The organism is Nonomuraea sp. B10E15, assembly GCF_039871615.1.
GTDB lineage: Bacteria > Actinomycetota > Actinomycetes > Streptosporangiales > Streptosporangiaceae > Nonomuraea.
In genome coordinates, this window is record NZ_JBDPMB010000012.1 from 215016 (window position 1) to 233884 (window position 18869).

Here is an 18869-nt window from a genome sequence, read left to right on the forward strand (position 1 = left end):
TCCCTGGCGGAGGTGTCACCGGGAGGCGGATGGCCGTGGTGCGCTCGGAGCCGGGCTCGGCGGCGCTCTCCGCGGCTTCCGCCTCGGTCTCCTCAGACGTGCCGGAGCCCTCACCAGGGGGCTCGAACGTCAGCTTCGGGATGATCCCGGTAGCTTCCGGATCGAAGGGCACGTCTGAGTCCTCCTTGTCCCCGCGCGCATCCTGGGAGCCCGTGGTCCCCGGTGTCACGCCATTGCTGTCCCGTTGCCTCGCGTTGACCATCATGCGGTCCCGGACGACCCCTGAGTGACAGCCGGTCGACCTGTATCGCCGAATCCGAGAATCTTACGCAGATTTCCGAAGATCAACAGCGCAACGAGGAGCTCGCTGGCCAGCAGACCGTATCCCACCGCGTTCACTCCGGCGAAGGGGAACAGCACGCACGTGGACACCAGCACCAGGACGGCCAGCCCGATCTGGACGACGGCCAGCGTGCGCGCCCTGCTCTGGGCGCGCAGCGCGCTCAGATAGACCTCGATCAGCACCCGGGGCAGTACGGCGAGCGCCATGAGCCGCAGCAGCGTCGTGCCCTCCTCGGCGAAGGCGGGCCCGAAGATGGTCAGGATGAGCGGCGCCCCGGCGATCGCCACCGCGATGATCGGAACGACGATCATGAAGGCGCGCCGCAACGCCCGCCGGCAGTTCTCGGCCAGCTGGGACCGGTCGAACGCGCCCTCGACGGTCAGCGACACCGCCATGTTCATGGCCAGCAGCTCGATCATGCTGGCCAGGGTGTGCGCCATCGAGAAACGCCCGAACGTGGCCTCGCCCACCTGGGTGGCGATCACCACGGGCACCAGGTAGACGATGGCCAGGATGGACAGCGTCCCGGGGAAGTCACCCGCCAGGAACCTTCCAATTTCGCGCAGACGAGGAGGCTGCAGCTCCGCGCCGGCCTGCCTGGTGTGCCGCGGCACCACGACGCCGAAGATCAGGAAGTTGATCGGGATCAGTGCGAGGGCGGTCGGGACGACCCAGGAGACGAAGATGCCGCCGGAGGGCAGCGCGCCGGCGAGGGCGACCAGCAGCCCCATCTTGACCAGGCCGAAGACCAGGTTGTTCAGCGGTACGAACGGGGCTCTGCGCAGGCCGGTCAGCACGACGTCCTGGAGGGTGAACACCGCCCACACCACCACGGACGCCAGGAAGAACAGCCCCGGCCCGAACCCGGCCAGCACCGAATAGGTCTCGCCCCACAGGGGGAGCGTCAGCAGGAAGCCGACAGCGGCGACCCCGCCCGTGGCGGCGGCCAGGCCGTACCCGCGCAGGATGAGCTCGGGCGTGCGGCGGCCGGCCACCGGCAGGTAGCGGGCGAGCGCTCCGACGAACCCGAGCGCGACCAGCGACGCGAACAACCGCATCGCCGTGATCACCGCCTGGCCGCGGCCGAACTCGTCGGGGGTGTAGTAGTGGGCGGCCAGCAGCCAGTAGCCCATGCCGAGCACGCCGGTGATGACGGTGTTCGCCATGAGCGCGTAACCCTGCCGGAACAGCGGGTTGCGCAGGTCGACGAGGATCCGTCCCCAGACCCTAGACATTGCCGCGCACCCGTTGCAGCCCGTACCTCGTCCTGCGCACGACGGCGTAGCCCTTGGTGAGGATGCGCTCGCGCATGTAGATGAGAGGTACGGCGGTGCCTTCGACGGCGCGCTTGAACATGTTGATGGTCGTGCCCTTGCCGACCGTCAACCGGGGGATGGCCAGCATGTCGTGCCGGTCCGCGGCGATCGTGTTGCTGACGGCGCAGGCGGCGAAGTAGCCGGCCTTGCGCACCTCGCGGCGTACGCGGGCGCTGGAGTAGCCGTAGGGGTAGGCCATGGTGGCGACCGGCGCGCCGATCTTCTCCTCCAGCAGGCCCTTGTTCCTGCGCAGCTCCTGCCGGAGGTCCTCGGTGCGGAGCTGGTCGAGCTGGGGGTGGCTGTGGCTGTGGCCGCCGATCTCGATGCCGGTCTGCGCGGCCTCGCGGGCCTGGCCCCAGGACAACATGTCGTCCAGCGGCCTGCCCGCCGCGTCGTCGCCCGCGTCGGACACCCAGCCGCTGGTCAGGAAGACCGTGGCGGGGAAGTTGTAGCGTTCGAGCAGTGGAAGCGCGTGGCTGTGGAAGTCGGCGTAGCCGTCGTCGAAGGTCACGACGACCGGCTTGTCGGGCATCGAGCGGCCGTTGTTCTTGTTGAGCGAGGCCACCAGGTCGCCCAGCGTGAGCGGGGTGAAGCCGCTCTCCGACAGGTAGGCCAGCTGCTCGGCCAGGTCGGAGGGCCGCACCGCGTGCGGCCTGGTGTCGTCGTTGGGGCTGTCGGTGACCGAGTGGTACATCAGGATCGGGACGCGGATCATGAGCGTGCCACCTTCAGCCGTGCCGTGCCCACCACGTATCCCCAGGTTGTCCAGGCCAGCCCGATCACGATCGCGGCGGCCCGGCCGAGCCCGCCCAGGTCGCCCCGCAGGGCCTCGCCCACGCCGCGCAGCGCGCCGAGCGGCAGCGTCTTGATCGCGTGCGCCCGCTCGCTGGCGAGCCCGTCCTGGGTGCCGACCTCCTGCGTCACCAGGGCCTTCGACAGGCCCTCCGCGTAGCACCTGGACCGGAAGTAGGCGAAGCCCTCGCGCTGCTTCGACACCTTGTGCCCGATCACCGCGCGCGGCTCGAACAGCATGACGGAGCCGGGCTTGCGCTGGGTGAGCCGGATGCAGAACTCGGTCTCCTCGCAGCCCAGCGGCCGCGACTTGCGCCCCTGGACGCTGCGCCCGATGCCGCTGTGGAAGCCGCCCACCTCGGACACGACGTCGCGCAGGAAGGCGGCGTTGCCGCCCATCACGTTGCGGATCGGCGCCCTGACCGCGGGCATGCCGCGGTAGGTGCAGCCGACCGTCCAGTCGAACTCGTACGGGAACCACCGCGGCCGCCTGCCGGACGCCCACAGGGGGTCGGTGCGACCGCCCACGCCCACCACGCCGGGTTCCTGGAAGCCCTCCTCCAAAGCCTCCAGCCACCCGGTGTCGGCGACGGCGTCGTCGTCGAGGAACGCGACGATCTCACCGTTGGCCGTGGCCGCCCCGGTGTTCTTGCCTCCGGACAACCCCTGCTCGTGCGTGTTCTCCACCACGATGGCCTGTGGATATTCGCGCTTGAGCTTGAGGTGCAGGTCGGGGTTGTGGTCGACCACCAGGATCAGCTCGTGGGCCGGGCGGGTCTGGTTCTCGACCGACTCGACTGCCTGCCTGATGTCCTCCCACCGCTCCTCGGTGTAGACGCAGATGACAACAGACGTGTTCACAACGGTCCTTTTTATGCGACGCCTCGGTCAGCGGCAGGAGTGGCGGTGGGCTCAGGCTGGGGCGGAGAGGGCTGGCGGCGCCACTCCTTCAGGATGGTCTTGAGCACACGGAAGCCATCTCGTACGACGTGCAGGTTGCTCTCGCCGTGGATGCGGTTACGCTCGTGACTCGGCACCTCGTGCACCTTCAGCCCGGCCTTGGCCGCGCGCACGTTCATCAGCGTCTCCACCTCGAAGCCGTCGCAGTCGAGGTCGAGCACGTCGAGGTGGCGCGCCCAGAAGGCGTTGTAGCCGTAGCACAGGTCGGTGTACTGGGTGCGGTACATCACGTTGACGATGCCGGTGAGCACCTTGTTGCCCAGACGGCGGTTGAGCGTCAGGTCGTCGCTGCCGCCGCCGGCGGCGTAGCGCGAGCCCTTGACGAAGTCGGCGCCGGTCACCAGCGCGCCCACGAAGTTGATGATCTCGCGGCCGTCGGTCGAGCCGTCGGCGTCGATCATCACGATGATGTCGCAGGTGCACGCCGCGAAGCCGGCGGCCAGGGCGTCGCCCTTGCCCTTGCCCGTCTGGGTCACGACCTTCACGTTGGGCCGCAGCCGCCTGGCCACGGCGACCGTGTCGTCGACGGAGTTGCCGTCGACCAGCACGATCTCGTCGACCCACTGCGGGATGGTGGCGAAGACGTGCGGCAGGTTCTCGGCCTCGTTCATCGCCGGCACGACCACGCTGACCGTCGGTGAGATGGCCAGGTGCGGCGTCACGGGCGTGAAGCTCGACGGTGGCGGCATCGACCGCAGGGGTCCGGCCTGGAGCTTGCCGTTGTGCTTGGTTATCTCGGGACTCATGGCGAGGGAATTCCTTCCGGGACCCCGTCGTGCGAACCGGACGAGGCCATCCCCGGGTGCTGCGGGAATGACGAAACCGGTGGGCGGTGCATTGGGGGTCCTGTGTGGAGAGTGAGGGTGTTAGGTGCTGGTGCCGGGGGTGGGAGCGGTCAGCTCGCTCCCGATGCTTCCTTGACTACATTGGGTGACTCCTGCTGTTGCACTGAGGTGCGCACCCGACCAAAGCCCTTGAGGACACGGTCGGCCGCCTTATAAAGAGACGGTCGGTCCATGACAATTGTTCGGGCCTTGTTGAAAGGAGTTCGGCCGATCCAGTGCACCGCCGCGGTCGCGGACGGTCTCGAGATGCGGCCTTCTGCGACGTACAGGACCCCGCTCTTGAGCCAGTCTTTGTACTCCTTGCCGCCCTTGCCCATGTCGACCATGTGCAGCCCGTCGTTCGCGGCGGCCTCGGCCATCTGGAGATGATGGACGATGCCCGGCGAATAACGGGCGAACTCTGTGTCGTAGGCGGGGAACCACCCTACAAGCGTGGTGGCCGTACGGAGGCCGAAATGTCCAGCCACCGGAGTGTCGCCCGCATAAAGCATGGTGAGCACGCCTCCGAAATCAGATGACTTTTCGGCATGCATCATTTCCGTCAGCTCGACGATCCACGGCTGGGCGAACCTGTCGACCCGGCCGGTCCTGCGGTATTGGTCCGACTTCCAGGCCAGCAGGGTGCGCAGCACCTCGGGGTCGGGCGAGGCCCACGCGAAGCGCAGCTCTCCCTGGTCTCTGCCGAGCTTGCGCTCCTTGTAGCGGACGGTCTTGAGGTTCTTCGGCGAGTTGGCCTTGACCTGGTCGATCCAGGCCTCGAACCCCGAGGTGAAGTCCATGACCGGGGCCGGGCGGACATCCTGCTCGTAGGGGGCGAAGGTGGGCTGCCCTGCCACCAGATGGTCGAAGTCGAACACGCTGAGCTTGCAGGCCCGCAACAGCGCCTTGGCGTCGAGCTCCAGGTCCGGCGTGGCGATCAGGCCGTGGCAGGTGGTCAGGAAGCCGCCGAGCGGCTTGCCGATGCCGAAGCTGTGCCGTTCGTACGGGAAGAAGCCGGCGATGCCGCCGCCGTCGGAGATGACCGCCACCCTCACGTAGTCGCGCAAACGGTCCATCGCGACGGCGAACTCGACGGAAAGGAACGGGTTGTCCAGACCCGGGTCCGCCTTCTGCAGCTCCCGCCACCGGGCGCGTTCGGAGTCTCCGAGGTCTCCCGGCCGAACTACCTGGATGTTCACCTTGCCCTGGCCCCCTGTTCGGTCTGCATGCTCTTCCCCCGGTACAACACGCGAAGCACGTACATGAACCCTCCGAGCACGGCGACGGTCGCCACACCGGCCCTCGGCGACCACGCGTTGAACAGCAGCATGGCCTGCGCGAGAAGCACGTTCAGTACGAGACTTGCGGCAGCCCCTACTGATAGTGCGGCAAGGGGATCACGATCACGCAACAGTCCCACCACTGCGGCCCCAGGAACGAACAGCAGGAACAGGGAGATCAAGAACGGGCGCAGCGGTGTCTCGATGTCGAACAGCGCGACTGTCGCCCCCGCTATGCAGGCGAACGCCAGCACCCACGCCAGCGCTCTGCGGTGCTTGAGCATCTCCTGGATTTCTCCTGATCTTCCTGGTCGGGGCGTGTTTGATCGCAGTTCATGGGACCAATCAGCGCCTGGGCACGTCAATGCCGACGCTTGGTGACGCTGACCGGTTCACCCTCGGGCTGAGATTTCTCATGTGAACTTCAACACATGGTCAAGCGCTCTTCGGCCCCGGAGTGGTCCCCAAGCACACCAGAATGCCCTATGAGGCAGGGGATCTTCGAGCCAGGGCCCGAATTATGCCCAATTGTCGACTAAGCACCGATCTACCAGCGCTTGGTACGACGATGACCCGTTCACTCGTCCATGGTGTCCACGGAGGAGCTCTCCGCACCGGCGGTGGGCGTCTCCGGTGGCTCGGTGATCTCCGTGGGCACGTCGCCGTCCGGCGCGTCGGAGGCGGGCGGCCGCTGGTCGGCCACCCAGGACAACGAGCAGGATCTGGTGCCGCCGTTCGAGGTGAAGGCGACGCGGCCACGGCCGGACACGGTCGGATCGACGGCCGTCACCACCACCCGCACGGAGCCGCCCGCCTTGATGGACCCGCTCGCCGGGTGCACGTCCAGGCCCTGCGAGGCGGTGGCCACCCAGGAGACCGGGGCGTTGCGGGCGCTGAGCCCGATCCTGGCCAGGCCGTCCATCCCCTCCGGGCACGACGCGACGAGCCGCGGGCCGGGCGCGGGCCTGCGCCGGGAGGCCGTGGGAGCGGGGGCGGGCCTGGTGCGGGGCCGCGTGGCGACCGGCCGCCCGCTCGGCGCGCGCCTGTCCGGCCGGGTCGCGCCCGGGGTCGGCGTCCGGGTCGGCGTCGGCGTCGGCGAGAGCGCCGGCTCGTCCTCCTCCTCCAGAACGGGCTCGGGATCGGGGCTCAGCGCCACGGAGAGCGCGGGGGACGGTGCCGGCGGCAGCGCGGCGCCGCTGGAGACGTCCCGCCCGTTGATCACGACCACGGCGCCCGTCGCGGCCAGCAGACAGGCCCCGGCCAGCGCGACCGGCGCCAGCCGGCGCGGCCTGCGCCGGCGCGAGCGGCCCTCGGCGGCCACGGGGAACCCCGTCCGGTCGAAGCTGTCGCCGCGGTCGGTGATCAACGTACGGGTCTGGTCGCGCTCCGGGTTGACGCACGTGTCGACCACCCGGCGGCGCAGCGACAGCGGCGCGAAGACGACCGGCACCATGTCCAGCAGCCGAAGGGCCGAGATCTGCCGGTGCCGGCCCTCGGTGCACACCTCGCACCCGCCGATGTGCCCCGACAGCCGCCGGCGCAGCAGCGGGGTGAGCGGCCCCTCCCACGAGTCCACCATCGCCGACAGGTCAGGACAGTGCGCCCGCCCGGTCCTGGCCAGCACCACGGCGGCGGCGGCGTTCTCCAGGTGGTCGCGGGCGCGGCCCAGCCTGGCGGTCACCTGCCGCGAGGTCAGCCCGAGCACCGCGCCCACCTCGGCCGGGGTCAGCCCGTGGCGCAGCGACAGCACCAGGACCTCGCGCTCGTTCCTGCTCAGCTCGCCCAGCGTCTCGTGGACCAGGTCGGCCAGTTCGGGGTCGTCGTGGTCGCCGGGCTCCGGCAGCGGCAGGCCCTCCACGGGGGTGCCGCTCCGGTGCGACATCCTGGCCTGCGCCTGGAACCGGGCCAGCGCGTACAGCCAGGCCCGCAGCCTGGCGGGCTCCTTCAGCCGGTCCGCGCATCCTTGCGCGGTGACGAGCGCGTCGTGCACGGCGTCCCCGGCGACCTCCCGCTCCTCGATGAGCGAGCAGGCGTAGTCGTGCAGCCGCTCGCCGTAGGAGTCGTACAGCCTGGCGGGGGCGTCGGTGTCCGCGCGCCGCAGAGCCTCGACGAGCTCCTGATCGTCGGTACGGTCGACGCTCGGCCATCCAGGCACGGATTCCCTCCCCGCGGGTGGTACGGGCTACTCAGCCCCACGCGGAGAGGACGCCGCCCCCTTTGAGCCGGTTCGCCCACCATGCCGAACGGTTATGAGGGTGGGCGGGTTCAGCCGTCGCAGTTGGGGGAGCAGAGGCGGCGCTCCATGCCCTGCAGGAAGAAGTCGCGGACCTGCAGGATGTCCTTGGCGATGTACGCCTCGCCGCCCGTGGCCTTGGCCAGCGCGTCCATCTGCCGCTTGCCCTTCTCGGCCTCCGGGCCGAACGCGATGAGCAGGATGCTGATGGGCCGCTTCGGGTTGTAGGTCTTCTTCAGGTACCGCAGGATCTCGGCGTTCTTGACGCCACCGTCGGGATCGTCGTTGCCGGCGCCGTCCGTGAGGATCAGCAGCGTGTTGATCTTGTCTTGCCGGAACGTCTTGGTCAGCTCGGCGTAGGCGGCCCTGATCGTGTCGTTCAGCCCGGTGTCGCCCGTGGGCTTCGCCTGGATCTGGGAGAACGTCGTGGCCAGCGCCTCCTTGCGCAGCGCCCCGTCGATCGACTCGGAGAGCGGCCCGACGGAGACCAGCTCCTTCCAGTCCTTGTCCCGCCCGTCCAGATGCGTGGAGAACGTCCACAGACCCACCTCGGAGTCGGCGGGGAAGAGCGCGAGCCCCTCGGTCGCGATCTTGTTGATGGCCTGCATGCGGGTCATGTTCGTGCCGGGCACGGGCAGCGCCATCGTTCCCGAGACGTCGAGCAGGGTGAGCAGCCGGGAGCCGAGGTTCAGCCTGGACCAGGTCTGCACCATCCTGGCCACCGTCGCGGTGTCGGGCGGTTCCAGCGCGGTCGGCGGGTCGGCGGTGAAGCCCTTCTCCTCCGACAGCGCGTCGCCCGCCTTGCCGTCGGTGCCGCGGAACCCGGCGGCGCGCAGGATCTTCCCGGCCGACTCCGTCGTCAGGTTCTGCTTGAAGTCCGCCGCCGCCTTCAGCACCGCCGGGTCCTTGGTCAGGATCGTGACGGGGTAGTCGAGGCTGAGCGTGCCTTCCTTCGGATAGAGCGCCACCACCGGCGCCTCCGGCTTCTTCGCGTTGTGGGCGTGGATGGCCTGCTCGGAGGTCACCCCGACGGGCACCCTGCTGGACTTCACCGTGAGGCTGGCCAGCAGCGCCGTCGGGTCGGGCGCGAGCTGGCCGGACAGCTCCTTCAGCGCGCCCACGAGCGCCTTGTCCTGCTTGGCCTCCCTGGCCGTGCCGGCGGCGGCCAGCAGCGCGGCCAGCCCGGCGGAGTTCTTCTGGGGGTCGAGGGCCAGCACGCGTACCTTCTTGCCGGGCCCGTCCACGTTCGCGACGTTCGCCGCCGCGATCATCGCGCTCCAGCTCGGCTGCAGGGTGCCGGTGAGCTTCTGCGCGGCCGACTCGGCCGCCGCCAGCACCACGGGAGAGGTCGCGATCGACCCCTCGACCTGCGGCAGCGCCTTGCCTGCCGAGGTCTGGCGCATGCTCTCCATCAGCAGGCTGGAGTCGGCCACCCAGAAGTCGGCCGGCATCTTGCCCGCGGCCAGCGCGTTCGCGGTCTTCGCCGCCGCCTGCTTGGCCACCGTCACCTCGACGCACTTGCTGTCGATCGAGTGCATGGCCTTGTTGTAGTTGCCGGCGATCTTGTTGAGCGCGGGGTGGATGTCGGGGGTCGCGACGACGCGCAGCGGCAGCTTGCCGCTGGAGCAGTCGTGGTTCCTGTTGAAGATGACGAACGCGGCGACGCCGAGGAGCACGGCCATCGCGACGGCGCCCGCCAGCGGCACCAGCACCCTGCCGCGACCGTTGCCGGATCGTTTGCGCGGGGGTGGAGGTTCGCTGGCCCGGTATCCGCCGTCGAGATCGTCTGTGCGGTGTCGCCCCACGATGCCCTCTTAGGTGTGTAGGAACCTTCCGGAGACCCTAGCGGGAGAAGCTCCGCAATACTCCGGGAACGATACTCGGTGCGGTCAGTGTGGTTAAACAGCCCTTTTGGTGCGTTGATTACGGTGTGTTGCCTTCAATGGCAGCATGCGTGACCGCGCCAGGCGCGCCTTCCCTCGCGTACGGCGACCACCGCCAGGGCGACCGCGACGGCCGGGTCGACCCACCACCAGCCGATCGTGTTGAGCCACAATCCGGCGAGCACGCCCGCCGCCATGGCGGCACAGATGAGGTTCTGCGTGCCCTCGCCCGCCGTCGACGGCGACGCCAGCCGCGCGCCGAGCCGCCGCTTGGCGATGCCCAGCAGCGGCATGCTGACGAGGCTGACCGCCGTCACCACGATCCCCAGCACGCTCGGCACCGCCCGGTGCCCCGCGCCCAGGTCGTACGCCACGTGGATGACCAGATAGGGCGCGAGCAGCCAGAAGCTCACCGCCACCGCCCGCCTGGCGGTGGTCTCCGCGCTCGGCGACAGCGTGCGGGCGCCGGTGAACCGCCACACCACGATCATGCTGGCCGCCGCCTCGACCACGGCGCACAGGCCCCATCCGATCAGCGCGACGGAGTGTGCCACGAGGCCCGCCGCCAGGCCGAGCGTGCTTTCCACGCCCAGCCAGACGAGCGTAGCCACCGAGAGTGAGCGAGCCGCGCGAGCGGCGCGCAACCAGTCTGCTGACGCGGCCGGATGCTCACGAATCCGCTGGTCAGGCACCATGAACCCCCGAACTCCCGGCTTCCGGCCGTCGACAGCGCTACGTACCGTACCCACTACTCTCCGTAACTCTAGAGTGCGGGAGCAAAGGATGTTCAAGGTTCGGCGCATAATGGACGAAGATCGTCAGATGGGGGGAGACGATTGCCGTTCACGCCCAGTCACATCGCCGCGGTGGTGCCGCTGCTGGCATCTTCCCGGGTGCGCAGGTTCGCCGACCCGTGGGCGCTGGCGCTGGGGGCCATGGCGCCCGACCTGCCGCTGTTCCTGCCGTTCCTGCCCGACTACACCGACTGGCACTCCTGGCCGGGTGTGGTCACTCTCGACCTCGCCGCGGTGCTCGTGCTGCTGCCGCTCTTCCACGTCGTGTTCAGGGACCCGCTGGTCGCCCTCCTGCCCGCCGCGCTCGCCGGCCGCGCCGCGCTGCTGGCTCCCGAACGGCTCAGGCTCCTGCCGATCGCCGCGGGCGCGGTGATCGGCGCCGCCTCTCACGTGCTCTGGGACTCCTTCACCCACTCCACCGGGGTCGTGGAATGGGGCGGCCGGCTCGGAGACCCCCTTTTCGGCGAGATCCCGCTCTTCCGCCTCCTGCAGTACGCCTCCTCCGCGATCGGGCTGGCCGTCGTCGTGTGGTGGGGCCGGCGCGGACTGGCCAGGATGCCCGCCGAACCGGTGCCCGGCCGCCTGCGGATCTCGCCACGCGCACGGTGGTCGGCCCTGGCCGCGTGCGCGGCGGGCACGGTGGCGGGCGCCCTCCTGTGGCCGCTCGTGGACGAGCCGAGCCCGGAACTGGGCGTCCCCAGCGTGCTCACCAAGACGGGCGCGGGCACCCTGATCGGACTGTGCCTCGTCCTCACCTGCTACGCGGTGGTCTGGCAGGTCAGGCGGCGCATGGCAGTATCGGAAGGTGCTTGAGTACGTCACCGACCCCGACGACCCGCGCCTGAGCGACTACACCCGGCTCAGGGACGTGGAGCTGCGCAAGAGCCTGGAGGCCGAGCGCGGGCTGTTCCTCGCCGAAGGCGAGAAGGTCATCAGGCGCGCCATCGGCGCCGGCTACCCGATCCGCTCGGTCCTGACCACCCGCCGCTGGCTGGCGCCGCTGCAGGACGTGCTCGGCGACGCCACCGTCTACGTGGTGAGCGACGAGATCATGTCCGGCATCGCCGGCTTCCAGGTCCATCGCGGGGCGCTGGCCTCGATGGAACGCCTGCCCCTGCCCGGCGTCGAAACCCTGCTCAAGCGGGGCGGGCGGCGCCTGCTCGTGCTGGAGGACCTGGTCGACCACTCCAACGTCGGGGCGATCTTCAGGTCCGCGGCGGCGCTCGGCGTGGACGGCGTCATCCTCTCGCCCCGGTGCGCGGATCCGCTCTACCGCAGGGCGGTCAAGGTGTCGATGGGTGCGGTGTTCTCGATCCCGTACGCGCGGATGGACGACTGGTTCGAAGGGCTCGCGCACCTGCGGGAGGCGGGCTGCCGGACCCTGGCCCTGACCCCGGACCAGACCGCCGTCCCCATAGACGAGGTCAGGGCCGCGGGCCGGGTGGCGCTGCTGCTGGGAGCCGAGGGCGACGGGCTCTCGTCCCACTGGCTGGAGGAGGCCGACCAGGCCGTGTGCATCCCCATGAGCGCCGAGGCCATGGCCGCCGGGGTCGACTCCCTCAACGTCGTGGCCGCCGCGGCCATCGCCTGTCACGGGCTGATGCGCTCGTCCCCCTGACGTCTCATCCCGGGTGGCTCGGCCGGGACGCGTTTAGGACGCGCACACGGGGCACGGCGAAACCGTCGTGAGGAGACGGAGATGCACCCTGTACAGAAGGCCACCTCGCTGGGCATGGGCGTGCTCAGCGGCGCGCTGGCGACCCTGTTGTTCCGCCGGATGTGGAAGCTGGCCGCGGGCGAGGACGACTCGCCCGACGCCGAGGACCTCGAGCGCGACCTGACGGAGATCCTGGTCGCCGCGGCCTTGCAAGGGGCGCTGTTCGGCCTCATCAAGGCCATGGTGCACCGGGCGAGCGCGAAGACGTTCCGGCGCAGGTCGATCCAGGGCCGGGCGAAGGTCTGACGAACGCTCCATGACCGGTCCCCGGCGGGGCGGACTCTCGTACGATGAGGGCGTGCTTCGCTCCGTGTGGAACGAGCCCCCTCCCCCCAGCCCGCCCGCGCGGGGCCGGCGGGACTGGGCGCTCGTAGGGGTGCTCTTGTCGCTCGCCCTGCTCGAAGGAGCCGTGCGGCCGGACATGCCGTGGCGGGCCGTCTCGGTGATCGTCACCGTCGTGCTGGTGCCCACGCTGCTCTGGCGCAGGACGCGGCCGCTGCTGATGGTCGTGATCGCCTTCACCACCTCGAGCGTGGTCCCGCTGTTCATGGACGGCGGTCGCCCCGACGCGTACACGATGGTGTTCGTGCTGATCCTGGTCTATTCGTTGTTCCGCTGGGGGTCCGGCCGCGAGGTCGTGATCGGGCTGGCGGTCATGCTCCCCGGCGTGCGCTTCTCGCTGGCCGGCGCGCCGCTCGCCCCCGCCGACGCCGTCGGCGCGTTCGCGGTCCTCTTCTCGGCCATGGCGCTCGGCGGGGCGCTGCGTTACCGGGCGCGGGCGCGGATGCGCGAGCTCGACCAGGTCAAGCTGCTCGAACGCGAACAACTGGCCCGCGACCTGCACGACATCGTCGCCCACCACGTCTCGGCCATGGCGATCCGCGCCCAGGCGGGCCTGGCGACGGCGGTGAACCGGCCGGAGGCCGCCACCGACGCGCTGCGCGTGATCGAGGCCGAGGCGACGCGCGCCCTCGCCGAGATGCGCGCCATGGTGCGCGTCCTGCGCAGGAACGAGCCGGCGGAGCTGGCGCCCAGCCGGCACATCTCCGACCTGCGGCAACTCGCCGGCAAGGGCCGCGTCGGCCCGTCCGTGGACGTGCGGCTCGCCGGAGATCTCGACGGCCTCTCCCCGTCGGTCGGGGCCGCGATCTACCGCATCGCCCAGGAATCGATCACCAACGCGCGGCGGCACGCCCGCCACGCCACCCGCATCGACGTCCTGGTGGCCGCCGACGACACGTCGGTGCGCTTACGGGTGAGCGACGACGGCGACACCGCCTCGCCGCGCCAGGCGGACTCGCCCGGCTACGGGCTGCTCGGCATGATCGAGCGCGCCGACCTGCTCGGCGGCACCTGCGAGGCCGGCCCGGGCCCCGAACGCGGCTGGACCGTGACCGCCGTCCTGCCCAGGGCAGGGGCGGCGACGTGAGCATCCGGGTGATCGTCGCAGACGACCAGGAGATCGCGCGCACCGGGCTCAGGATGATCCTGGACGCCCAGCCGGACATCGAGGTCGTCGGCGAGGCCGGCGACGGGCGGCGGGCCGTCGAGCTCGCGCGCCGGTTACGTCCAGACGTGTGCCTGTTCGACATCCGCATGCCCCACCTCGACGGCATCGAGGCCACCCGCTCCGTCGCGGGGCCGGCCGTGGACGCCCCGCTGGCCGTGGTCGTCATCACCACGTTCGACCTCGACGAGTACGTCTACGCCGCGCTCAGGGCCGGCGCCCGCGGATTCCTGCTCAAGGACGCCGGCCCCGACCTGCTCGGCCAGGCCGTACGCGCCGCCGCGGGCGGCGACGCCCTCATCGCCCCGAGCGTCACCGCCCGGCTGCTCGCCGCCTTCGCCGACTCGGGACGCGGCACCCCGCCGGCGCAGCCCGTCGAGGCGCTGACGGACCGCGAGGAGCAGATCCTGCTCACCGTGGCGCGCGGCCGGACGAACAGCGAGATCGCCGCCGAGCTGCACATCTCGCTCAGCACCGTGAAGAGCCACATCGCGAGCCTGATGACCAAGCTCGGCGTGCGCAACCGCGTCGAGATCGCCATGTGGGCCTACGAGACCCGCCGCGTCAGGCCCTGACCGGGCGGCCCGCCCGCCGCCTCCTGACGATCCACTCGGCCACGGCGAGGTTGATCACCCAGCCGGCGCCCACGAGCAGCGCCCTGCCGGTCCCATCAGGGGGAGCGGGCACGAAGAGGAACCAGAGCGCCTGCGTCACCGCCTGCGACCCCGCGGCCAGGCCGAGCGCGTACGCGCGCATCATCCAGGCGCGGTGGCGGGCGATGTCCCGGCGCAGGACCGCGGCGACGCCGAGCACGAGGGATCCGGCCATGACCGTGCCGAACACGAGCCGGAAGGCGGCGAGGAGGCCACCGTCCCCGGGCGGCAGGGCGGAGAACAGCGTCAGCCACAGGCCCGTCAGCGCCGCCACGAGCCCCAGCGGGACCAGGATCCTGCCGAGCACGCGATGCCGCCGCGGCCGCCACCGCCCGCCGAACTGGAAGGCGCCCAGCAGGTTGTACAGGCAGGCGGCGACGATGTGCAGGGCCACGGGGAGCGGCGCGGCGAAGAACCGCGCGTTGTCCGGCGTGACCTCGGCGCCGCCGGTCAGCTCGGTCAGGCGGATCGCCCCCGCGAGAAGGGGGACGAAGCCGAGCGCGATCAGCCCGGTGCGCGCGAGCCAGGTCGCCCTGCCCGCCCCGAGGCGCGTGATCGTCGTGCTCTCGTGGGTCATGCCCCGATCGTGGCCGCGCGAGCGGTCGCGGTCATCGCCTTTCAGGACCGGTTCCGGGCGTCCGAACGGCTGACGGGAAGGTCGTACTTTCGGCTGTTACGCCCTCGTGCAGGGCTGTTCACACTGACGTTCGTGGTGGTACGCGACCGGCGTCACCAACGGCACGAGGAGCATCCCATGAAGGCGTTCGTTCTGCGCTCGTACGGCTCACCCGACGTCCTGGAGCTCAAGGAGCTCGGCAAGCCGGAGCCCGGTGACGACGAGGTGCTGGTCCGGGTGCGGGCCACCTCCGTCCAGCCCTACGACTGGCATCTGATGAGAGGCGAGCCGATCGTCGCCCGCCTGATCGGCGAGCTCGGCCTGCGCAGACCGAAGGTCGGCATCCTGGGCGCCGACGTGGCCGGCGAGGTGGCGGCGGTGGGCAAGAACGTGACGGAGTTCAGCCCGGGAGACGAGGTGTACGGCATGCCCCTGCAGGGCGGCTTCGCCGAGTACGCCTGCGTTCCCGAGCGCATGCTGGCGCCCAAGCCCAGGAACCTGTCGTACGAGGAGGCCGCGGCGGTGCCCCTGGCGGCCGGCACCGCCCTGCTGGCCGTGCGCGACCACGGGCAGGTGCAGCCAGGGCACAAGGTGCTCGTCAACGGGGCCTCGGGCGGCGTGGGCACGTTCGCCGTGCAGCTCGCCCGCGCGTACGGCGCCGAGGTCACCGGCGTCTGCAGCTCGCGCAACGTGGACATGGTGCGGTCGATCGGCGCGGACAAGGTCATCGACTACACCCGGCAGGACTTCACGCGGAACGGGCAGCGCTACGACGTGCTGATCGACATCGCCGGAAGCCGCCCGGGATCGGCCTGCCGGCGGGTGCTGACCGGCAGGGGAGCGCTCGTCGCCGTCGGCGGGCAGGCCGGCCGGTGGTTGCAGCCCGCCGGGCACGTCTTCTCGGTGCTGGCCGCGGGGCCGTTCGTGTCCCAGCGGGTGTCGTCCGCGGACGTGGTGAACTGCGAGGACACCAAGCGGAACCTGCTGGCGCTGACCGAGCTCCTCGAGGGCGGCGAGGTCTCGCCCGTCATCGACCGGAGCTTCCCGTTCGAGCGCATCCCGGAGGCCGTCGCGTACCAGGAGGCCGGGCACGCTCCCGGAAAGGTCGTCATCACGGTCGGCGACTAGGAGTCCGGGGCCGTGGGACCGTGTCGTCGTCCCCGGGCCGTGCGCCGGGCGCCGTTCGGCCTTCCCGCCGTGCACCTCTCAGGGCTGCTCTTCGTTGAGCCGGTCAGTGTGCCGGTAAGGGCGCAGGTCAGGGTGCCGGTCAAGGTGACTGCCGGGGTCGGCGACGACCGGACGGCTCACGATGGCGCTGTCGAGGCCCGTCTCCCTGATGTGGCGTTCGAGCGCGGGAGCCTGCCACGCGGTCGTGATGAGCGTGAGCTCCCAGCTGATCTCGTCGTGGCGGGCGGTCGGGCGTGGCGTCTCGGCTATGTCGATCGACGTGGCCAGTCCCGCGCGGAGGATGCCGTTGGCCAGCACGGCCGCCCTTTCGTGGCCCTCGATCGTCGCGCGGACCTCGATGAATTCCGCCATGGTCATCCTTTTCGAGGGGGTGAAGGCCAACCCTACTGTCCTCAGGTGCGAGAGAGATGTGCCCCAGATTGATTCTAGCATTGCTAGAAGTCTGGTCATTGCTAAACTACGGTGACTGGAGTACCTGTCAATGACCGAAGCTTGGAATGCATGCCATGGTTGCCACCGCGTACGTGATCGCCGCGCTCATCGGCGCCGGACTGATCGTGATCAGCCTGCGCTTCCTCCTTGTGCCCGAGTCCGCCGCCGCGGGTTTCGGGGTGCCCGGTACGGCCGCCGGCGCCTACTTCTCCGTCAAGGCCGTGCGCGACCTCGCCACCGCACTGCTGATCTTCGTCCTGCTCGCCCTCGGCGAACCGCGCACCCTGGGCTGGGCCTTCCTGGCCATGGCGGTCATCCCGCTGGGCGACGCGATCATCGTGGCCCGCCGCGGCGGCCACCCGGCGCTGGCGTACGGCATGCACGGCGGCACCGCCGCGGTCACCGTCGCTGCGGCGCTGTTGCTGCTCCTGAGTTGAGCGCGCCGTCAGCCCCGGGCGCACCATGGCCACTCCGACCCGCCGGGAGCGACGCCGAGGGCCGGTCCGTCAGCCGAGGGCGATCCGGTCGCCCGCGTAGTCGAGGAGCCGTTCGGCCGTGGTGAAGCGGCGCTCCGCCGAGCTGTCGTTCAGCAGCACGCCCACGACCTGCTCGCCACCGCGTACGCCCGCGAACAGCAGGCAGTATCCCGCGGCCCTCGTGTAGCCGGTCTTCACGCCCAGCACCCCGTCCGCGCGCGTGAGCAGCTTGTTGGTGTTGTGCCAGGTGTGCGCCCGGTGCACCTTCGTCTTCGCCACCCTGTGGACCGTGCGCCTGACCACGGTCGTGAACGTGTCGTCGTCCAGTGCCCACTGGGCCAGCCTCGCCTGGTCGGCGGCCGTCGAGTAGCCGCCGTTGCCCGGGGTGGGCATGCCGTCGGCGTTGGTGTAGCGGGTGTCGTCCAGGCCGAGCGAGCGGGCGGTGCGGTTCATCTTGGCGACGAAGGCGGTCTTGCCCGGGCCGTAGCGCCGCGCCAGCGCGTTGGCCGCGTCGGCGCCCGAGGGCAGCATGAGGGCGTACAGCAGGTCCCTGACCGTGAAGCGCTCGCCCTTGCGCAGGCCCGCCGTCGCGGCGCCGTTGCGTGCGGCGTACGCCACGTCGGTCGCGGAGATCCTGACCGTGTCGCTCAGGCTGGCCTCGCGCAGCACGACGTACGCGGTCATGATCTTGACGAGGCTGGCGACCGGCATCCGGCGCGTCTCGCGCTTGTCGAGGTGGATCGTCCCGGCCGAGTCGATGACGTACGCCGCCTTGGCCGCCACGGCGGGCTCGTCCGCCGCCACGGCAGGGGTGGCGACCCCGACCAGCACAGTGACCACGACAGAACCCATGAAACCGGCGATACGCATGGCAATCATGGTGTCAGGAGATCAAGGGTTCGTTTGCCTGACACGGCCATAGGTATGGATCTGGCACGGGTAAATGGTTGATAGATCCGACATGACGGGGGCGGCGGCCATGGCAGGCAGGTTCATCATCAGCAAGGACGAACAGGGCGGTTACCGCTTCGCGCTCGTGGCGAACAACGGGCAGACGCTCGCGGTCGGCGCGGGATTCCCGACCAAGGTGGCCTGCGTGAACGGCATCGAGACCGTACGCAGGAACGCCCCCGAGGCCGTCATCGACGACCGGAGCGGGCAGGAGACCTAGGAGACCAGGGCCTCGTCCTCGGAGGCCCGGCGGCGCCGCCGGCGGCGGATTACGAGCGCGGCCACGGCGGCGACGGCCACCACGGCCACGGCGGCCGCGGCGAGGGGCGAGGCGGCGGCCAGTTGCAGCCACCCCCACACGATCGCCGTGCCGCCGAACCACCACAGCGGTGCCCAGGTCAGGCAGCCCAGCGCGCTGGCGACGACGTACCAGGGGTAGGACACGCGCAGCGCCCCCGCCACCCACGGCAACGTGTGGCGCAACATGGGCACCCAGAAACAGCCGTAGACGGCCAGCGCGCCCCACTTCTCGACGACCTGCTCGATCTTCGTGATGCGCTCGCGGCCCAGCTTGACGCCGACGCGGGACTCGTAGAGCTTCTCGCCGAGCTTGCGGCCCACCCAGTAGTAGACCTGGAACGCTCCGAACAGGGCGAGCATCAGGATGGCGCCGACGAGCCAGTAGGGGAGGCCGAGCCAGAACGGCTCGGCGATGCCGTCGGAGACGGGGGCGATCGCACGTACCATCCGCAGCCACCCCTCCCAATGCCTTAGGTCAGCCTTACCTTAATCAAAGTCCCGCTTGCCTGCCACAGCGGCTGCAAGTCTCCCGCAACGGGTGCAACCAGCCGACAAGCGGGACTCAACCGCCCTGCCTCACTCTATGGCGGAGGCGAAAGAGGTG

General features: G+C 70.4%; 21 protein-coding genes. 8 read left to right on the top strand and 13 right to left on the bottom strand.

The window, feature by feature from the left end; translation table 11 throughout:
- Positions 1-261: 261 nt before the first annotated feature.
- From ABGB14_RS29995 to ABGB14_RS30035, 9 genes are all read right to left on the bottom strand, one after another.
- Positions 262-1578 carry a hypothetical protein gene (locus ABGB14_RS29995; protein ID WP_347647177.1) on the bottom strand — a complete coding sequence of 439 codons (1317 nt, stop codon included), beginning with the start codon at positions 1576-1578 and terminating at the stop codon, positions 262-264.
- Entirely contained in the window at positions 1571-2374 is an 804-nt protein-coding gene (locus ABGB14_RS30000; RefSeq protein ID WP_347647178.1) for a polysaccharide deacetylase family protein, read from the bottom strand. The genes ABGB14_RS29995 and ABGB14_RS30000 overlap by 8 nt, the downstream gene beginning before the upstream one ends.
- Positions 2371-3312, bottom strand: a complete 942-nt coding sequence (locus ABGB14_RS30005; protein WP_347647179.1) for a glycosyltransferase family 2 protein — start codon at positions 3310-3312, stop codon at positions 2371-2373. The genes ABGB14_RS30000 and ABGB14_RS30005 overlap by 4 nt, the downstream gene beginning before the upstream one ends.
- Before the next feature lie 11 nt (positions 3313-3323).
- On the bottom strand, positions 3324-4157 hold the full coding sequence (locus tag ABGB14_RS30010; protein ID WP_347647180.1) for a glycosyltransferase family 2 protein: 834 nt from the start codon (positions 4155-4157) through the stop codon (positions 3324-3326).
- Positions 4158-4306: 149 nt separating this feature from the next.
- A complete protein-coding gene (locus ABGB14_RS30015; protein ID WP_347647181.1) occupies positions 4307-5284 on the bottom strand; it encodes a GNAT family N-acetyltransferase in 978 nt (325 codons plus the stop codon).
- Positions 5285-5430: 146 nt separating this feature from the next.
- Positions 5431-5799 carry a hypothetical protein gene (locus tag ABGB14_RS30020; protein WP_347647182.1) on the bottom strand — a complete coding sequence of 123 codons (369 nt, stop codon included), beginning with the start codon at positions 5797-5799 and terminating at the stop codon, positions 5431-5433.
- A 293-nt stretch (positions 5800-6092) separates the two neighbouring features.
- Positions 6093-7670 carry a sigma-70 family RNA polymerase sigma factor gene (locus tag ABGB14_RS30025; RefSeq protein ID WP_347647183.1) on the bottom strand — a complete coding sequence of 526 codons (1578 nt, stop codon included), beginning with the start codon at positions 7668-7670 and terminating at the stop codon, positions 6093-6095.
- Between the two features lie 110 nt (positions 7671-7780).
- The gene (locus ABGB14_RS30030) at positions 7781-9553 is read right to left on the bottom strand and encodes a substrate-binding domain-containing protein (RefSeq protein WP_347647184.1); all 1773 of its coding nucleotides are present in this window, start codon (positions 9551-9553) and stop codon (positions 7781-7783) included.
- Positions 9554-9687: 134 nt separating this feature from the next.
- On the bottom strand, positions 9688-10242 hold the full coding sequence (locus ABGB14_RS30035; RefSeq protein ID WP_347647185.1) for a cation transporter: 555 nt from the start codon (positions 10240-10242) through the stop codon (positions 9688-9690).
- 225 nt (positions 10243-10467) lie between these two features.
- Between ABGB14_RS30035 and ABGB14_RS30040 the strand changes: the two genes are divergently transcribed.
- From ABGB14_RS30040 to ABGB14_RS30060, 5 genes are all read left to right on the top strand, one after another.
- Complete coding sequence (locus ABGB14_RS30040) at positions 10468-11238, top strand: DUF4184 family protein (protein ID WP_347647186.1); 771 nt, start codon at positions 10468-10470, stop codon at positions 11236-11238.
- Positions 11231-12043: an RNA methyltransferase gene (locus ABGB14_RS30045; protein ID WP_347647187.1), complete on the top strand. Its 813-nt coding sequence runs from the start codon at positions 11231-11233 to the stop codon at positions 12041-12043. The genes ABGB14_RS30040 and ABGB14_RS30045 overlap by 8 nt, the downstream gene beginning before the upstream one ends.
- Before the next feature lie 81 nt (positions 12044-12124).
- Entirely contained in the window at positions 12125-12388 is a 264-nt protein-coding gene (locus tag ABGB14_RS30050; protein WP_347647188.1) for a DUF4235 domain-containing protein, read from the top strand.
- A gap of 52 nt (positions 12389-12440) precedes the next feature.
- Positions 12441-13571, top strand: coding sequence for a histidine kinase (locus ABGB14_RS30055; RefSeq protein ID WP_347647189.1), 1131 nt, complete (start codon positions 12441-12443; stop codon positions 13569-13571).
- Complete coding sequence (locus tag ABGB14_RS30060; protein WP_347618790.1) at positions 13568-14224, top strand: response regulator transcription factor; 657 nt, start codon at positions 13568-13570, stop codon at positions 14222-14224. The genes ABGB14_RS30055 and ABGB14_RS30060 overlap by 4 nt, the downstream gene beginning before the upstream one ends.
- Here the strand turns inward: ABGB14_RS30060 and ABGB14_RS30065 are convergent.
- A complete protein-coding gene (locus ABGB14_RS30065) occupies positions 14214-14879 on the bottom strand; it encodes a DUF2306 domain-containing protein (protein ID WP_347647190.1) in 666 nt (221 codons plus the stop codon). The two genes, ABGB14_RS30060 and ABGB14_RS30065, sit on opposite strands and share 11 nt — an antisense overlap.
- 177 nt (positions 14880-15056) lie before the next feature.
- On the opposite strand from ABGB14_RS30065, the gene ABGB14_RS30070 reads away from it, so the two are divergent.
- Entirely contained in the window at positions 15057-16046 is a 990-nt protein-coding gene (locus tag ABGB14_RS30070; RefSeq protein WP_347647191.1) for an NAD(P)-dependent alcohol dehydrogenase, read from the top strand.
- A 78-nt stretch (positions 16047-16124) separates the two neighbouring features.
- On the opposite strand, the gene ABGB14_RS30075 is transcribed toward ABGB14_RS30070, so the two are convergent.
- Positions 16125-16457: a hypothetical protein gene (locus ABGB14_RS30075; RefSeq protein WP_347647192.1), complete on the bottom strand. Its 333-nt coding sequence runs from the start codon at positions 16455-16457 to the stop codon at positions 16125-16127.
- Between the two features lie 155 nt (positions 16458-16612).
- On the opposite strand from ABGB14_RS30075, the gene ABGB14_RS30080 reads away from it, so the two are divergent.
- Positions 16613-16975 carry a DUF4267 domain-containing protein gene (locus ABGB14_RS30080; protein WP_347647193.1) on the top strand — a complete coding sequence of 121 codons (363 nt, stop codon included), beginning with the start codon at positions 16613-16615 and terminating at the stop codon, positions 16973-16975.
- A gap of 69 nt (positions 16976-17044) precedes the next feature.
- On the opposite strand, the gene ABGB14_RS30085 is transcribed toward ABGB14_RS30080, so the two are convergent.
- Positions 17045-17884 (bottom strand): serine hydrolase, encoded by an 840-nt coding sequence (locus ABGB14_RS30085; RefSeq protein ID WP_347647194.1) that lies wholly within the window; start codon positions 17882-17884, stop codon positions 17045-17047.
- Positions 17885-17957: 73 nt separating this feature from the next.
- Here ABGB14_RS30085 and ABGB14_RS30090 point away from each other — a divergent pair, with 73 nt between their 5' ends.
- On the top strand, positions 17958-18185 hold the full coding sequence (locus tag ABGB14_RS30090; RefSeq protein ID WP_347647195.1) for a DUF1508 domain-containing protein: 228 nt from the start codon (positions 17958-17960) through the stop codon (positions 18183-18185).
- On the opposite strand, the gene ABGB14_RS30095 is transcribed toward ABGB14_RS30090, so the two are convergent.
- Complete coding sequence (locus tag ABGB14_RS30095; RefSeq protein WP_347647196.1) at positions 18182-18712, bottom strand: VTT domain-containing protein; 531 nt, start codon at positions 18710-18712, stop codon at positions 18182-18184. The two genes, ABGB14_RS30090 and ABGB14_RS30095, sit on opposite strands and share 4 nt — an antisense overlap.
- Positions 18713-18869 lie beyond the last annotated feature (157 nt).

Excerpts from the sequence above, each read along its gene's own strand:
- ABGB14_RS29995 (WP_347647177.1), bottom strand. The coding sequence starts at position 1,578 with ATGTCTAGGGTCTGGGGACGGATCCTCGTCGACCTGCGCAACCCGCTG.
- ABGB14_RS30000 (WP_347647178.1), bottom strand. The coding sequence starts at position 2,374 with ATGATCCGCGTCCCGATCCTGATGTACCACTCGGTCACCGACAGCCCC.
- ABGB14_RS30010 (WP_347647180.1), bottom strand. The coding sequence starts at position 4,157 with ATGAGTCCCGAGATAACCAAGCACAACGGCAAGCTCCAGGCCGGACCC.
- ABGB14_RS30020 (WP_347647182.1), bottom strand. The coding sequence starts at position 5,799 with ATGCTCAAGCACCGCAGAGCGCTGGCGTGGGTGCTGGCGTTCGCCTGC.
- ABGB14_RS30050 (WP_347647188.1), top strand. The coding sequence starts at position 12,125 with ATGCACCCTGTACAGAAGGCCACCTCGCTGGGCATGGGCGTGCTCAGC.
- ABGB14_RS30065 (WP_347647190.1), bottom strand. The coding sequence starts at position 14,879 with ATGACCCACGAGAGCACGACGATCACGCGCCTCGGGGCGGGCAGGGCG.
- ABGB14_RS30070 (WP_347647191.1), top strand. The coding sequence starts at position 15,057 with ATGAAGGCGTTCGTTCTGCGCTCGTACGGCTCACCCGACGTCCTGGAG.
- ABGB14_RS30075 (WP_347647192.1), bottom strand. The coding sequence starts at position 16,457 with ATGGCGGAATTCATCGAGGTCCGCGCGACGATCGAGGGCCACGAAAGG.
- ABGB14_RS30080 (WP_347647193.1), top strand. The coding sequence starts at position 16,613 with ATGGTTGCCACCGCGTACGTGATCGCCGCGCTCATCGGCGCCGGACTG.
- ABGB14_RS30085 (WP_347647194.1), bottom strand. The coding sequence starts at position 17,884 with ATGCGTATCGCCGGTTTCATGGGTTCTGTCGTGGTCACTGTGCTGGTC.
- ABGB14_RS30090 (WP_347647195.1), top strand. The coding sequence starts at position 17,958 with ATGGTTGATAGATCCGACATGACGGGGGCGGCGGCCATGGCAGGCAGG.
- ABGB14_RS30095 (WP_347647196.1), bottom strand. The coding sequence starts at position 18,712 with ATGGTACGTGCGATCGCCCCCGTCTCCGACGGCATCGCCGAGCCGTTC.